The sequence below is a fragment of the Nocardioides renjunii genome (genome assembly GCF_034661175.1).
GTDB classification, from domain to species: domain Bacteria; phylum Actinomycetota; class Actinomycetes; order Propionibacteriales; family Nocardioidaceae; genus Nocardioides; species Nocardioides renjunii.
Genome location: NZ_CP141058.1, coordinates 1,760,805 through 1,776,405, shown reverse-complemented (window position 1 = coordinate 1,776,405; position 15,601 = coordinate 1,760,805). Strand labels below are relative to the sequence as shown.

Sequence of the window (15,601 nt, the reverse complement as noted above, 5' to 3'; positions counted from 1 at the left end):
CACACGCGAGCGAAGGAACCACATGGCCTCCGAAGTCACCCTCCCCGCACTCGGCGAGTCCGTCACCGAGGGCACCGTCACCCGCTGGCTCAAGCAGGTCGGTGACACGGTTGCCGTCGACGAGCCGTTGCTGGAGGTCTCCACCGACAAGGTCGACACCGAGATCCCCTCCCCCGTCGCCGGCACCCTGCTGGAGATCAAGGCCAACGAGGACGACACCGTCGAGGTCGGCGCGGTCCTCGCCGTCGTGGGCGAGGAGGGCGAGTCGGCCGGCGACGCCTCCGACTCCGCCGAGCCGGAGGCTCAGCCGAAGGACGAGGAGCAGTCGGAGAAGAAGGCCGAGCAGGAGGAGCAGGTCGCCGAGGAGACCGGCAGCCTGCCGCCCGGCGACGAGACCCCCGAGTCGCAGAAGGAGGACGCCCCCGCCGAGCAGGAGCCCGCGGCCGAGCAGGCAGCCTCGTCCGGCGGCTCGTCCTCCGGTGGTTCGTCCTCGGGCGGCGGCGCCGGTACGCCGGTCACGCTGCCCGCGCTGGGTGAGTCCGTCACCGAGGGCACCGTCACCCGCTGGCTCAAGCAGGTCGGCGACGAGGTCGCGGTCGACGAGCCGCTGCTCGAGGTCTCCACCGACAAGGTCGACACCGAGATCCCCTCCCCCGTCGCCGGCACCCTGCTGGAGATCAAGGCCGAGGAGGACGAGACCGTCGAGGTCGGCGCCGAGCTCGCGATCATCGGCTCCGGCGACGCCGGCTCCGGCGGCTCGCAGGGTGAGCCGCAGGCCCCCGAGGCGCAGCCCAAGGACGAGGCGAACGCCGAGAAGAAGGCCGAGCAGGAGGAGCAGATCGCCGAGGAGACCGGCAGCCTGCCCCCCGGCGACGAGACCCCCGAGGCGGAGAAGCAGGACTCCCCCGCTCAGCAGGAGCAGTCGCAGGAGCAGCCCCAGCAGGCGCAGCAGCAAGAGGCCGAGCCGCGCGCCCTCGGTGAGGCACCCTACGCCCCCACGGCCGAGGGCGAGCCCGAGCCCCAGCGCGACGACGCCGCGAGCCGGGCCCCCGCGGCCGGCTCCGTCTCCGGGTCTGCGTCCGGCTCCGCTGAGGGCGGCCGCGACCAGACGGCGTACGTCACCCCGCTGGTGCGCAAGATGGCCGACCAGCACGGCGTCGACCTCGGCGCGGTGCAGGGCACCGGCGTCGGTGGCCGGATCCGCAAGCAGGACGTCCTCGACGCAGCCGCGGCGGCCCAGCAGCAGAGCCAGCAGCAGGCCCAGCAGGCCGCACCCGTGGCCGCCGCTCCTGCTGCCGCCAGCGCTGCCCCGGCGGCCGCACCGACGTCGTCCGCGCCGTCGCCGCTGCGCGGCACGACCGAGCCGCTGTCGCGGCTGCGCAAGGTCATCGCCACGCGCATGGTCGAGTCGCTGCAGGAGGCCGCCCAGCTGACGCAGGTGATGGAGGTCGACGTGACCTCGATCGCCCGGCTGCGCGAGGCCGCGAAGGCCGACTTCCTGGCCCGTGAGGGCGTGAAGCTGACCTACCTGCCGTTCTTCGCCAAGGCCGCCATCGACGCGCTCAAGCTGCACCCCAAGCTCAACGCGGCGATCGACGCCGAGAAGGGCGAGGTGACCTACTTCGACCGCGAGAACATCGCCTTCGCCGTGGACACCGAGAAGGGCCTGCTGACGCCGGTCGTCAAGGAGGCGGGCGACCTCTCGATCGCCGGCCTGGCCAAGAAGATCGCCGACGTCGCCCAGCGCACCCGCACCAACAAGATCACCCCGGACGAGCTGTCCGGCGGGACCTTCACGATCACCAACCTCGGCAGCTTCGGGGCCCTGTTCGACACCCCGATCATCAACAAGCCGCAGGTCGCGATCCTCGGCCCCGGTGCCGTGGTGAAGCGTCCCGTGGTGATCGACGACCCCAACCTCGGCGAGACGATCGCGGTGCGCCACATGGTCCACCTGTCGCTCACCTACGACCACCGACTGGTCGACGGCGCCGACGCGGGCCGCTTCCTCCAGGAGGTCAAGAAGCGCCTCGAGGCCGGTCAGTTCGAGGTCTGAGGAGCGCCGCACGACCCGGAGCAGCAGCTCCCACGCAGGACCCCGGCCGACCCGTCGGCCAGGGTCCTGTGGTGTGCGCGGCCCCACCCTTATTCGGGAGCGCGCTGTCGGCTCCACCACCTAGCCTGAAGACACCGTGACGATCACCGAAGCCTCCCGCCCCACCGACGCGACCACCTCCGGGTCGGGGCTCCCCGCACACCGCCAGCCCGTCGACTGGCGGCGCGTGCGCCGTCCGCTGAGCTACCTCTGCTTCTCGATGTCGCTCCTCGGCGCCGTCGCCGCGTCGCTCGGGTCGATGGTGGCCGGCCGGCTCGCCGACAGCCCCACCGAGGGCCTGCTCGTGCTGCTCGCGGCCTGCGTCGTCGGCGGTGCGGTGATCGACACCGTCGCCAAGACGATCTGGGCAGGCATCTGCGACCGGGCCGAGGGCCGGCTCCGCTCCGACCTGCTCGACGCCGCGATGGCCCAGCCGCTCTCCGAGCTCTCCGAGCAGGCCGTCGGCGAGGTGCTCGACCGCATCGACGACGACACCTGGGAGGTCGGCCAGCTGATGCGCTGGGGCGTCTGGCAGGCGGCGCGCACGTTCTTGGCCTCCGGCCCGCTGTGGGTGGTCGCGTCCCTGACCTGGTGGCCGGCGGTCTTCCTCTTCCCGCTGACGGCGGTCGCGACGTTCCTCGTCGTCCGCAAGCTGCTGCCCCAGGTGGCGCTCAAGAAGGTGGTCGAGGAGGCCGCCTGGACCGACCACGCCGCCTCCACGGAGGAGGGCGTGGCCGCCCGCGACGACCTCCGCACGTCGCTGGGCCAGGCCCACGTCCTGCGCCGCAACGCTCACCTGGCCTCCGTCGTCCACCGCACCCTCGACGCGGTGCTGGCCGTCGAGGTCCGCATCACCCGCCGCAGCGGCGGCCTGCTCCACGGCGCCCTCGCCGCGGTCGGCGTCGTCGGCGTGGCGCTGGTGCTGTCCGGCGACCTGTCGACCGCGCGGCTGGTGACCCTCTTCCTCGTCACGACGATGTTCGTCGGCGGCGTCGACATGCTCGCCCGCCACCTGCCCGACCTCCAAGAGGGCTTCGGCGCGGTGCTCCGGCTGCGCGGGATGCTGGCCTCGCCGGCCGAGCCGACCGGCGGCCTCCCCGTGCCCGACGGTCCACTCGACGTGGAGTTCCGCCACCTCGCGTTCAGCTACGGCACCGGCACCTTCGCGCTACGCGACGTCGACCTGCTGCTCACCGCCGGCCACACGTGCGCGCTCGTGGGCCGCACCGGCTCCGGCAAGTCGACCCTCGCCTCGCTGCTCTCCCGCGCCGTCGAGCCGCCCCGCGGCTCGGTCTTCCTCGGCGGCGTCGACGTGCTCGACCTCGACCTGCAGCAGCTGCGGGCCGCCGTCGGCGTCGTCACGCAGCGCACCGAGGTCCTCGCCGGCACGCTCGCCGACAACATCACCCTGTTCGACGACGCGCCCCGCGCCACCGTCGAGGCGGCGGTCGCCGAGCTCGGCCTCACCGACTGGGTCGCCGGCCTCCCCGCGGGCCTCGACACCGTCCTCGGACCCGGGGGCACCAGCCTGTCGGCAGGCGAGGAGCAGCTGGTCGCCTTCGCCCGGCTCCTCGTGCGCGACGTCAGCGTCGTCGTCCTCGACGAGGCGACCGCCCGGATGGACCCGGTCACCGAGGCCCGCGTCGTCCGTGCCGCCGACCGCCTGATCGCCGGACGCACCGGCATCCTCGTCGCCCACCGGCTCTCCACCACCGAGCGCGCCGAGCAGGTCGCCGTGCTCGAGTCCGGCCGTGTCGTCCAGCAGGGCCCCCGGGCGCGGCTCGCGGCCGAGGAGGGTCCCTTCCGCGACCTCCTCGCGGCCGCCGCCCACGAGGCGGTCGTCGAGGCGCACCACCACGACGACTCCACGATCGGGTCGGTGCGCCGCAGCACGACTCCCCCGCCGCCGCCCGAGCTCGCGCCCACCCCGAGCCTGGCCAGGGCGGTGCTCCACACCGTGAGCATCCAGCCGCAGTGGGGGCTGCTGGGCGCCGTGCTCTTCCTGCTGTCCTCCCTCACCGGTGCCTTCGGCGCCATCACGGGCTGGGTCTGGGGACACATCGTCACCGACCTCCAGGCCGGGGACAGCCCGGGGCTGCTCCTGCTCGCGCTGGTCGCCTCGCTGGTGGTCGCGCCGTTCCTGCTCGCCCAGGCGTTCCGCACCTACCCCCACTGGTGGGTCGAGGTGCGGCTCCGGGTGCGTGCGGCGGTGCTCCACGGCCAGACCTCGCAGCGTCGCCTGCTCCGCACGCCGCCCGGTGAGGTCGTCGCCCGCACGATGGACGCCGACCGGCTGGCGCGCTACACCGACCGCTGGGTCGACTTCGTCAACGGCCTGATCGTGGCCGCCCTCACCGCCCTCATCGCCCAGACCTGGGTCGCCGGGGCGGTCCTGCTGACGGTGATGGTCGTCTCCGCGCTCGCCTCGACCCTCGGCCGCCGGGTGGCGGGCCGGTCCGCGGCCGCTGCGTCCACCGCGCGGGCGACGTTCGGGCAGTCACTCGTGTCGGCCCTCGAGTCGGTGCGCACGGTCAAGCTCGCCGCCGCGACTCCCCAGGTGCACCAGCACCTGCGCGACGTCGACGGCGGCCGGGTCGACGCGGCCGTCCGCGAGCACCGCGTCCAGGCGCTGCTCGACGGCGTGCCGCTCGTGATGGTGCAGTGCGGCGTCGTCGCGGCGTGGGCCGGCCTGCTGACCGGCCGGTGGGAGCTCGCGACCGCGCTGCTCATCGCCAACGCCGTCAGCGGCTTCGACTGGTTCGGCCGCGTGGCCGGCTCCGTCGTGACCGAGGCGCCCGGTGTGCGCGCCTGGATGAACGCCACCAGCGAGCTCGCGGGCGGCGGCGACCTCGTCGACCTGCCGCCCGGCGTCGACCTCGTCGCCGGGACCGGCCCCGCGCCCGACCGGGCACCGCGTGAGCCGCTGCACTCGCTCAGCATCCGTGACCTCGACGCGATCCACGACGACGGCACCCTCGGCGTCCAGGGCGTCGACCTCGACGTGGCGGCGGGCGAGCTCGTGCTGCTGCTCGGTCAGGTCGGCTCGGGCAAGTCCAGCCTCCTCGGCGCGCTGGCCGGGCTGGTGACCAGCACGGGCGAGATCCGCTGGAACGGCGAGGTCGTCACCGACCCGCAGATCACGCTGCGGCCCGGTCGCGTGGCACACGTCGCCCAGGTGCCGCGCGTGCTCTCGGGCACCTTCACCGGCAACGTCGCCCTCGACCACCCCGACCGCGCGGTCGTGCCCGCCCTGGAGGCGGCCCGCATGGGCCGCGACGTGGCCGAGGCCGGCGGCCCGGACGCCCTCGTCGGCCACCGCGGCGTCCGCCTCTCCGGAGGACAGGTCCAGCGGCTCGCGCTGGCCCGCGCGCTCGCGGCCGAGGCCGACGTGCTGCTGGCCGACGACGTGTCGTCGGCGCTCGACGCCAGCACGGAGATCGAGCTGTGGCACGCGCTCCGCGCCCGCGGCGCTGCGGTGATCGGAGCCACCAGCAAGTCCGCCGCGCTCGCCCAGGCCGACCGGGTGGTCGTGCTCGACTCCGGTCGTGTGGTCGACGACGGCCCGTGGTCCGAGCTCTCCGCGCGCTGGGCACACCTGGCCGGCTGACGCCGCGGAGCCGCCCGGACCAGCTTGGAGCACATGGTTGGGTGGAGGCATGCGTGTCCTCATCGCCGGAGCGTCGGGCTTCCTCGGCACCCACCTCTCCGACCACCTCCGGGTCCACGGGCACGAGGTGACCGCGCTCGTCCGGCGTGAGCCGGCCTCCGAGCACGAGTCGCGGTGGGACCCGGCCGCCGGCCAGATCGACGCCGCCGTCGTCGACCGCGCCGACGCCGTCGTCAACCTCGCGGGCGCCAGCGTCGCCGGCAACCCGCACTCGCGGAAGTGGGCCGAGGAGGTCATGGAGTCGCGGGTCTCGACCACCCGGCTGCTGGCCCGGACCATCGCGGCGAGCGAGCGCCCGGCGGCGTTCATGGCCGGCAACGGCATCAGCTTCTACGGCGACCACGGCGACGCCCCGGTCACCGAGGAGTCCGACAGCCGCGGCGACGCGCTCCTCACCCGGGTCGCCCGGGAGTGGGACGAGGCGGCCGAGGAGGCCCGCGCCGCAGGCTCGCGGGTGTGCGTCCTGCGCACGGCTCCGGTGATGGACCGCACGGCTCCCCCGCTCAAGCAGCTGCGACTGCTCTTCCAGGCGGGTGGCGGGGCCCGCCTCGGCTCGGGCGAGCAGCACATGCCGATGATCTCGCTGCGCGACTGGATCGGCGCGACGAGCTACCTGATCGAGTCGCGCGACGTCTCCGGGCCCTTCAACCTGTGCTGCCCGCGTACGCCCACCAACGCCGAGTTCACCCGGGCCCTCGCCCACGCGCTGCACCGCAAGGCGTTCCTCGCGGTGCCCGGCTCGGTCCTGAGGGCGGCTGCCGGCGACATGGCGCCCGAGCTGCTGGGCTCGGTCAACGCCCGCCCCGCGGCGCTCGAGCGGGCGGGCTACGACTTCGAGGACGAGGACGTCCGCGAGGTCCTTGCCGCCGCCCTGTCCTGAGCTCCGCCCCGGGCGGACGCCTCGGCCACGAGCCAGGCCGCTCCCCCGCCGGCGTGGTCCCGCACCAGGACCACCCGGCGCGTCGACGCCCGGTCGGCGGGGAGCGCGACATCGGTGTCCGCGCCGACCACCCGGCCGCCCGAGACGCGGTCGGTGACCACCAGCACCAGCCGGTCAGGCGTCCGCTCCATGACCTGGACGGCCAGGAGCTGGGTCGTCAGTCCCTCGACGGTGAGCCCGCGCTCGCGGTAGTCGCGCAGCAGCCGCACGTCCGCCGCCCCGGTGCGCGAGCCGGCGACGTACAGCCCCGCCAGCGCCTCCGCGTCCGCGGCGGCCCACGCCTCCGCCCGCCGCGCGTCCCAGCGCGCCAGGACGGCGGCCGGTCCGTCGGTCACCGCCCCGGCCGCCCGGGTCACCTGCGCTGCTGGCGACTCGCCGCCCCGTGGCGCGCCCTCGCCGGCCCGGCCGAGCGACACGACCAGCGTCGCCGCGACGCAGGCCGAGGCCAGCGCCGCGAGGACGGGCAGGAGGCGTCGGGGGTCCACCTGTCCAGCGTGGCGGATCCCCGATGCTGCTGCAGGCGTCATCCACAGGCCGCGGGGTGCGGGTTCACGCGGACACGTGTCCGAGAAGCCGCCCCCGCGCCGGGCGTACGAGGGCCATGTCCCGGACACGTGTCCGCGAAGCCGCCCCCGCGCCGGGCGTACGACGGCCATGTCCCGGACACGTGTCCGAGAAGCCGCCCCCGCGCCGGCCGTACGAGGGCAACGTCTCGGACACGTGTCCCCCACCCGGCGGCCGAGGCCAGCGGCGTAGGCTCGCGGCATGCCGCTGGACTACGAGATCGCCGGCCTCGGCGACGACGCCGTCGACTACCTCGCCGCCTGGGACGCCCAGCGCCACCTGCACGAGGCCGTCGTCGCCGGCAGCCGCCCCGACACGGTCCTGCTCCTCGAGCACCCGCCGGTCTTCACGGCCGGCAAGCGCACCGACCCCCACGAGCGGCCGCTCGACCCGGGCGGCGCGGACGTCATCGACGTCGACCGCGGCGGCAAGATCACCTTCCACGGCCCCGGCCAGCTGGTCGGCTACCCGATCGTCCGGCTGCCCGACCACGTCAAGGTCGTCGACTACGTCCGTCGCGTCGAGGAGGCGCTGATCGCGGTGTGCGCCGACCTCGGGGTCACCACGGCGCGCGTGCCGGGGCGCAGCGGGGTGTGGTTGCGGGCCGACGACCGCGGCCCGGAGCGCAAGATCGCTGCCATCGGCATCCGGGTCAGCCGCGGCGTGACGATGCATGGCTTCGCGCTCAACTGCGACGTCGACCTCGGCTGGTACGACCGGTTCGTGCCGTGCGGGATCGCCGACGCCGGCGTCACCTCGCTGTCGCAGGAGCTGGGGCGCGACGTCACCGTGCGCGACGTGCTGCCGAGCGTGCGCGAGCACCTGTCGGCCTACCTCGCCTGGCAGCCCTACGACGCCACGCCCGACTACGAGCCGCGTCCCGAGTCGGCCCGCGCGCCGCGCATCGAGCTGGTCCGGCCGGGCGCCTGAGGCGTACGCCGCTCAGCGCGGCGTCGTCCCCGGGATGTGCCTCCGGCTCCGGCTCAGGGCGAGTTGGGGGCGCCCGGACGCCGTCGTAGAGTGAGGCGTGTGACCACCGCTCCCGCACCTGAAGGACGCAAGCTCCTCCGACTGGAGATCCGCAACGCGGAGACCCCGATCGAACGCAAGCCGGAGTGGATCAAGACCCGGGCCAAGATGGGCCCGGAGTACACCTCGCTGCAGAACCTGGTGAAGTCCGAGGGGCTGCACACGGTGTGCCAGGAAGCCGGCTGCCCCAACATCTTCGAGTGCTGGGAGGACCGCGAGGCCACCTTCCTCATCGGTGGCGACCAGTGCACCCGCCGCTGCGACTTCTGCCAGATCGACACCGGCAAGCCCCAGCCGCTCGACCGTGACGAGCCGCGCCGCGTCGCCGAGTCCGTGCAGAAGATGCAGCTGCGCTACGCCACCATCACCGGCGTCGCGCGCGACGACCTCCCCGACGGCGGCGCCTGGCTGTACGCCGAGACGGTGCGCGCCATCCACGAGCTCAACCCCGACACGGGCGTGGAGAACCTCATCCCCGACTTCAACGGCAAGCCGGACCTCCTCACCGAGGTCTTCGAGTCGCGTCCCGAGGTCCTCGCCCACAACGTCGAGACGGTCCCGCGGATCTTCAAGCGGATCCGCCCGGCGTTCCGCTACGACCGCTCGCTCGACGTCATCACCCAGGCCCGCGACTTCGGCCTGGTGACCAAGTCCAACCTGATCCTCGGCATGGGCGAGACCCGTGAGGAGGTCAGCCAGGCGCTGCGCGACCTGCACGACGCCGGGTGCGAGCTGATCACGATCACGCAGTACCTCCGCCCCTCCCCCCGCCACCACCCCGTCGAGCGCTGGGTCAAGCCCGAGGAGTTCGTCGAGCTCAAGGCCGAGGCGGACGAGATCGGCTTCGCCGGCGCGCTGTCGGGTCCGCTGGTCCGCTCGTCCTACCGCGCCGGACGGCTGTACGGTCAGGCCATGGACGCGCGCGCCGCCGCGACCGCCTGAACCGCCCACGTCGGGCACGTCCCGACCCCCCCGCTCCACCTCACCGACCGCACCTAGCTGGACAGGGCCATCCTGATGTCGACCGCCGCACCCACGCCGAGCTCGCGCCGCGGGCAGATCATGCAGACCTACACGATGGCCAAGCGCAGCGACCCGCGCCTGGGTTGGATCCTCCTGGGCGTCTTCGTCCTGGGCGCGGCCATCGGCTTCGGCGTCATGTGGCTGCTGCCGGGCTCGGGCACCATCTCGCTGATCATCTCGATCGTCGGCGCCCTGCTCATCGGCCTGCTCTGCACGCTGCTGGTGTTCGGCCGCCGTGCGCAGAAGGCGGCGTACACCCAGATGGAGGGTCAGCCGGCCGCCGCCGCGGGTGCGCTCCAGATGCTGCGCCGCGGCTGGAAGGTCGACCCGGTCGTCGGCTTCACCAAGCAGCAGGACGTCGTGCACCGCGTCGTCGGTCCGCCCGGGATCGTCCTGGTCGGCGAGGGCTCGAGCCAGAGCCGCGTCAAGCAGCTGCTCGTCACCGAGCGCAAGAAGCACGAGCGCGTCGCCTACGAGGTGCCCATCCACGAGGTCGTCTGCGGTCGCGGCGAGGGCGAGGTCCCGCTGCCCAAGCTGGTGCGCCACGTGCAAAAGCTCGGCCGCTCGGTGAAGCCGGCCGAGATGACCGACATCCTCCAGCGGCTCAGGGCGCTCGACGCCCAGCGCGGCAAGCTGCCGCTGCCCAAGGGCCCGGTCCCGACCTCCATGAAGGGGATGCGCTCGCAGCAGCGCGGTCGCTGACCCGACCAGCACGCCTAGAGCGCGACGGTCCGCGTCCCCGCGGCGACGTCGTGCAGGCCGCGCCCGTCGAACGTCAGCAGCGGCGGGACGAGCAGCGCGATCAGCACCGAGCGCACCAGCGCCCGCAGCAGCGACACGGGCTGGCCCGGGGCGTCGTGGCGGATGACGCGCAGCCGGGTGGCGAGCTTGCCGAACGAGCCGCCGGTCACGGCGGTGAACAGCGCCGACTCGACGACGAAGAGCGCCAGCGTGCCCAGGCCGTTGGGGTTGCCGCCGAGGAATCCGGTCGCGACGAGGCCCTCGACGATGGCGAGGCACGTCACCCAGTCGATGAACAGCGCGAGGACCCGCCGGCCCCAGGTGGCGGACCGGAGCTCCGGTGTTACGACGCTCGACACGTTCCCAGCCTAGGTGGGGTCCGTACGGCGGTCACCGGCCGGGCACTTGTAACACGGCCGAAACAATCGGGATACGGTCAGGAAACTGCTCCCGCCTAGCGTGGCGGCACGGTGCAACGAGGCCCCGTTCCGTGACGCTGCAACTCGACGTGCGCTGGGCGCCGTCAAGGAGGATCTCCGAATGTTCAACAACTCCGATGAGCTCTTGAAGTTCATCAAGGACGAGGGCGTCGAGATGGTCGACGTCCGCTTCTGCGACCTGCCGGGTGTGATGCAGCACTTCACGGTCCCGGTGTCCTCGTTCGACCAGAGCGTGTTCGACGACGGCCTCGGCTTCGACGGCTCCTCCATCCGCGGCTTCCAGGCGATCAACGAGTCGGACATGTCGCTCTTCCCCGACCCGACCACGGCGTACGTCGACCCGTTCCGCAAGTCCAAGACGCTGAACGTCAACTTCTTCATCCACGACCCGATCACCGGCGAGGCCTACAGCCGCGACCCGCGCAACATCGCCCGCAAGGCGCTGGCCTACCTCGACTCGACCGGCATCGCCGACACGGCGTACTTCGCGCCCGAGGCCGAGTTCTACATCTTCGACAGCGTCCGCTACAGCACCGGCGTCAACGAGGGCTACTACCACATCGACTCCGTCGAGGGCTGGTGGAACTCCGGCAAGGACGACGGCGACAACAAGGGCTACAAGACCCGGCTCAAGGGCGGCTACTTCCCCGTCGAGCCCTACGACCACTACAGCGACCTGCGCGCCGACATGGTCAAGAACCTCGAGGCGTGCGGCCTGCTCGTCGAGCGTGCCCACCACGAGGTCGGCACGGCCGGCCAGGCGGAGATCAACTACCGCTTCGACACGCTGCTCAAGGCCGCCGACGACGTGATGAAGTTCAAGTACCTCATCAAGAACACCGCCTGGGAGCAGGGCAAGTCGGTCACCTTCATGCCCAAGCCGATCTTCGGCGACAACGGCTCCGGCATGCACGTCCACCAGTCGCTGTGGAAGGACGGCGAGCCGCTGTTCTTCGACGAGACCGGCTATGCCGGCCTGTCCGACACCGCCCGCTGGTACATCGGCGGCATCCTGGCCCACGCGCCGTCGCTGCTGGCGTTCACCAACCCGACGGTGAACTCCTACCACCGCCTGGTGCCGGGCTTCGAGGCACCGATCTCGCTGGTCTACTCCTCGCGCAACCGCTCCGCCTCGGTCCGCATCCCGATCACGGGCGCCAACCCCAAGGCCAAGCGCGTGGAGACCCGCTTCCCCGACCCTTCGGCGAACCCCTACCTCGCCTTCGCCGCGCTCATGCTCGCCGGCCTCGACGGCGTGCAGAACAAGATCGAGCCGGCCGACCCGATCGACAAGGACATCTACGAGCTGCCGCCGGACGAGATGGCCGACATCGACCAGGTGCCGACCTCCCTCGGTGCCGTGCTGGACGCCCTCGAGGCGGACCACGACTACCTGACGGCCGGCGGTGTCTTCACCGACGACCTGATCGAGACGTGGATCCACTTCAAGCGGACCCAGGAGATCGCCCCGGTGCAGCTGCGGCCGCACCCGCACGAGTTCGAGCTCTACTACGACATCTGATTCTCACCGTCTGGGACGGTCCTGAAGGTTGCTGATCAACCGAAGAAAACCGCCTCTGACCTGCGGAAACGCCGTCAAGTGACCTTCTGGTCGCTTGGCGGCGTCTCACGTTCTTTCTCGATGGCTTGTTGCACACCCGGACACGGTCACAGCTTGAATCAGATTTCGGGACAGTACGCCAGCATGGGCACAAGTTGCTGTCTGAGTCCTGCGCAGAACGGGGTCCAACACGCACTGAAGTGGTCACTCCCAGACGGGGTCGCCGTTGTCGTTGCGCCTGGTGGCGGGCTGCCGAAAGCCAAAGGACTGGCGCCGGGGACGAACCGTTGGCTTCGCGCACGGGTCGGGTGACGGAGCTGGTGCTGCCCTAGCCTCGGCCTTCGGCGGAGGCTCCCAGCTCGCGATCGATCCAGCGCCCGATCACCTCGACCACGTATGCCCTGTCGCCGCGGTCGAGCCGACGTCCCTTCGCAATGCCGTGCCACGTCTCCAGGCAGCTGCGGCAGCAGGTCGCGGTGGCATGCTGGGCCACGAACACGGGGTGGTTGCGGTACGGGGTCTGGCGGCCGTCGTTGCGCGGCTCCGCCGGCGCCAACCGCTCCGCGATGATCTCCGCGGCGTGCGCCCGCATTGTCTGCGGACCGCGCAGCTCAGCCGTCGCCCGCTCGCGCCCGCGCAGGTGGAACCTCCGCCCGAACGGTCGAGCGCTCGCACGGTCGATTCGTACGTCGATCTCGGCGGGGTCGGGCACTCCCCCAGACTAGGCACTGACATGCAGAATCTGACGTGCACGGGCGCATCGGCCGGGCAACCTCGGAGCTGGATGCGCAGGTGATGGAAGGCGTCAATCACGCCCAGTTCGCCGTTCGACCCCTGGCTCATCACCGCCCGTTGCTTCAGCGGCCGGCGTGGCACGCAGGATCAGCGAACGGCACCGCGATGCCGAGCGCATCTCAGAGGATTCTCCTTCACGCGTGCGGCGGGTCAGGATGGATCGTGACCTATGACCCGAGCGACACCTTCGTGCACGTGCGGGGCGCGAGCGAGCACAACCTGCGCGACGTCGACGTCGACATCCCGCGCGACGCCATGGTCGCGTTCACCGGCGTCTCCGGTTCCGGCAAGTCGTCGCTCGCGTTCGGCACGCTGTACGCCGAGGCGCAGCGCCGCTACTTCGAGTCGGTCGCGCCGTACGCCCGTCGGCTGCTTCAACAGGTCGGTGCGCCGCACGTGCAGGAGATCACCGGACTCCCGCCGGCCGTGGCCCTCCAGCAGCGGCGCGGTGCGCCGAGCTCCCGGTCGACGGTCGGCACGATCACGACGCTGTCGAACCTCCTGCGAATGCTCTACTCACGTGCAGGGACCTACCCGTCGGGTGCCGCGCACCTGGCCGCCGAAGCCTTCTCGCCGAACACCGCCGCCGGTGCCTGCCTGCGCTGCCACGGTCTGGGCGTCGTGCACGACGTGGCCGAGGACCTCCTCGTCCCGGACCCGTCGCTGAGCATCCGCGAGGGCGCGATCGCGGCCTGGCCCGGTGCCTGGCAGGGTGCCAACCTGCGCAGCATCGTGAGTGGTCTCGACATCGACATCGAGAAGCCGTGGGGCAGGCTGAGGAAGAAGGACCGGGACTGGCTGCTCTACACCGACGAGCAGCCATCGGTGCTGATCAAGCCGCAACGGGATCGGGTCGACCACGGCTACTACGGGAAGTTCTGGAGCGCCCGCAAGCACGTCATGCACGTGCTCGCCGACTCGACGAGCGAGCGGATGCGCGAACGGGCGCTGCGGTTCGTGCGGAGCGTGTCATGTCCCGAGTGTCTCGGCAGCGGGCTGCGGCCGGAGGCGCTCGCGGTCACGGTCGCCGGGTGGTCCATCGCCGAGATCAACGCGATGTCGTTCGCCGAAGTGGTCGCTGTGCTGCGGCCCGTCGCCGAGCTGCCCGAGGAGACCAACGAGGTGGCGGTGCGGATCTGCGCCGACCTGGTCGCGCGCATCGAGGTGCTGCTCGACCTCGGCCTCGGCTACCTCAGCCTCGGGCGCTCCTCGACGACCCTGTCGCCCGGTGAGGCACAGCGCCTGCGCATCGCGACCCAGCTGCGGTCCGGCCTGTTCGGAGTCGTCTACGTGCTGGACGAGCCCTCGGCCGGCCTGCACCCAGCCGATGCCGAGCCGCTGCTCGACGTGTTGGCCCGGCTCAAGGCATCCGGCAACACGCTGTTCGTGGTCGAGCACGACATGGACGTCGTACGACGCGCCGACTGGGTCATCGACATCGGACCGGACGCCGGGGAGGGCGGAGGTCGGGTGCTCTACAGCGGCCCGGTGGCCGGGCTGGAGGCGATCGAGGAGTCCGCCACCAGCAGGTACCTGTTCGGGCGCGCCGAGCCCCTGGACCACACCCCGCGGGCCCCGCACGGCCACCTGCACCTGCGCGGCGTCTCTCGCCACAACCTCACCGACGTCTCGGTCGACATCCCGCTCTGCGTGTTGACAGCGGTCACCGGCGTCTCCGGGTCGGGGAAGTCGACGCTGGTCACGCAGGTCCTCGCCGAGCTCGTGCGCTGCCATCTGGGCCTGGCACCCGAGGACCCCGACCAGGCCGATCTCGAGGTCGACGTGGAGGACGCCTCGGGTCTCGAGTCGTTCGACCGTCTCGTCCTGGTGGACCAGCGCCCCATCGGGCGTACGCCGCGGTCCAACCTGGCGACGTACACCGGGATGTTCGACGCGGTGCGCAAGCTGTACGCGGCGACGGACGAGGCAAAGGCCCGTGGCTACGGCGCCGGGCGGTTCTCGTTCAACGTCGCCGAGGGCCGGAGCGAGACCTGTCAGGGCGAGGGCTTCGTGGCTGTCGAGCTGTTGTTCCTGCCGGGAACCTACGCAGCGTGCCCGACCTGTCATGGCTCCCGCTACAACGCCGAGACGCTGGAGGTGACCTACGAGGGCAAGACCGTGGCCGACGTGCTGTCGATGACGGTCGACGACGCGGCGAGGTTCCTCGCGGACGTCCCTGCCGCCTCCCGCAGTCTCGAGACGCTGCGCGAGGTGGGGCTGGGGTACCTGCGGCTGGGCCAACCCGCGACAGAGCTCAGCGGCGGTGAGGCGCAGCGCATCAAGCTGGCCACCGAGCTGCAGCGCGCTCGCCGCGGTCACGCGCTGTACCTGCTCGACGAACCGACGGCGGGCCTCCACCCCGCCGACATCGCCCTGCTGCTGCGACAGCTCCACCTGCTCGTCGATGCCGGCAACACCGTCGTCCTCGTCGAGCACGACCTCGACACCATCGCCACCGCCGACTGGGTCATCGACCTCGGTCCGGGCGGAGGCGATGCAGGTGGACGGGTGGTCGCCGCCGGCACTCCCACCGACGTCGCCTCGGCCGCGGGCAGCGCCACCGCGCCGTACCTTGCGCGCCGACTGGCCCGTCGACCCCGAGCAGACTCCTCAGCAAGATCCCGAGCATCATCAGCAGCTACTGCGCACCGTCCAACGTCAGCGACATCGCCCACGGCGCGGTGAAGGCAGGAGCCTGCAGCGACCATTCGGCCACGCCCGATCCGGACAAGCGAGCACGTGTCCC

General features: G+C 72.1%; 11 protein-coding genes. 8 read left to right on the top strand and 3 right to left on the bottom strand.

Going from position 1 to position 15,601, the window contains the following annotated elements:
- Nucleotides 1-22: 22 nt before the first annotated feature.
- The 3 genes from sucB (at nucleotide 23) to SHK17_RS08515 (ending at nucleotide 6,642) form a co-directional block, all read left to right on the top strand.
- Nucleotides 23-2,056, top strand: coding sequence for a 2-oxoglutarate dehydrogenase, E2 component, dihydrolipoamide succinyltransferase (sucB, locus tag SHK17_RS08525; RefSeq protein WP_172273186.1), 2,034 nt, complete (start codon nucleotides 23-25; stop codon nucleotides 2,054-2,056).
- A gap of 136 nt (nucleotides 2,057-2,192) precedes the next feature.
- Complete coding sequence (locus SHK17_RS08520) at nucleotides 2,193-5,702, top strand: ABC transporter ATP-binding protein (RefSeq protein WP_322424001.1); 3,510 nt, start codon at nucleotides 2,193-2,195, stop codon at nucleotides 5,700-5,702.
- A 49-nt stretch (nucleotides 5,703-5,751) separates the two neighbouring features.
- On the top strand, nucleotides 5,752-6,642 hold the full coding sequence (locus SHK17_RS08515) for a TIGR01777 family oxidoreductase (RefSeq protein ID WP_322424000.1): 891 nt from the start codon (nucleotides 5,752-5,754) through the stop codon (nucleotides 6,640-6,642).
- Here the strand turns inward: SHK17_RS08515 and SHK17_RS08510 are convergent.
- Nucleotides 6,588-7,187, bottom strand: coding sequence for a hypothetical protein (locus tag SHK17_RS08510; RefSeq protein WP_322921748.1), 600 nt, complete (start codon nucleotides 7,185-7,187; stop codon nucleotides 6,588-6,590). The genes SHK17_RS08515 and SHK17_RS08510 overlap by 55 nt on opposite strands.
- Nucleotides 7,188-7,467: 280 nt before the next feature.
- Between SHK17_RS08510 and lipB the strand changes: the two genes are divergently transcribed.
- From lipB to SHK17_RS08495, 3 genes are all read left to right on the top strand, one after another.
- Complete coding sequence (lipB, locus tag SHK17_RS08505; RefSeq protein WP_322921747.1) at nucleotides 7,468-8,196, top strand: lipoyl(octanoyl) transferase LipB; 729 nt, start codon at nucleotides 7,468-7,470, stop codon at nucleotides 8,194-8,196.
- Nucleotides 8,197-8,295: 99 nt separating this feature from the next.
- Nucleotides 8,296-9,237, top strand: a complete 942-nt coding sequence (lipA, locus tag SHK17_RS08500) for a lipoyl synthase (RefSeq protein ID WP_172273198.1) — start codon at nucleotides 8,296-8,298, stop codon at nucleotides 9,235-9,237.
- A 75-nt stretch (nucleotides 9,238-9,312) separates the two neighbouring features.
- A complete protein-coding gene (locus tag SHK17_RS08495; protein WP_172273201.1) occupies nucleotides 9,313-10,020 on the top strand; it encodes a DUF4191 domain-containing protein in 708 nt (235 codons plus the stop codon).
- 14 nt (nucleotides 10,021-10,034) lie between these two features.
- Here the strand turns inward: SHK17_RS08495 and SHK17_RS08490 are convergent, their stop codons facing one another.
- Nucleotides 10,035-10,418, bottom strand: a complete 384-nt coding sequence (locus tag SHK17_RS08490; RefSeq protein WP_172273204.1) for an RDD family protein — start codon at nucleotides 10,416-10,418, stop codon at nucleotides 10,035-10,037.
- Nucleotides 10,419-10,599: 181 nt separating this feature from the next.
- Between SHK17_RS08490 and glnA the strand changes: the two genes are divergently transcribed.
- Nucleotides 10,600-12,021 carry a type I glutamate--ammonia ligase gene (gene glnA / locus SHK17_RS08485; RefSeq protein ID WP_172273207.1) on the top strand — a complete coding sequence of 474 codons (1,422 nt, stop codon included), beginning with the start codon at nucleotides 10,600-10,602 and terminating at the stop codon, nucleotides 12,019-12,021.
- 367 nt (nucleotides 12,022-12,388) lie between these two features.
- Here the strand turns inward: glnA and SHK17_RS08480 are convergent, their stop codons facing one another.
- Complete coding sequence (locus SHK17_RS08480) at nucleotides 12,389-12,772, bottom strand: DUF4186 domain-containing protein (protein WP_322423995.1); 384 nt, start codon at nucleotides 12,770-12,772, stop codon at nucleotides 12,389-12,391.
- 245 nt (nucleotides 12,773-13,017) lie between these two features.
- Between SHK17_RS08480 and uvrA the strand changes: the two genes are divergently transcribed.
- The gene (gene uvrA / locus SHK17_RS08475; RefSeq protein ID WP_322921746.1) at nucleotides 13,018-15,540 is read left to right on the top strand and encodes an excinuclease ABC subunit UvrA; all 2,523 of its coding nucleotides are present in this window, start codon (nucleotides 13,018-13,020) and stop codon (nucleotides 15,538-15,540) included.
- Nucleotides 15,541-15,601 lie beyond the last annotated feature (61 nt).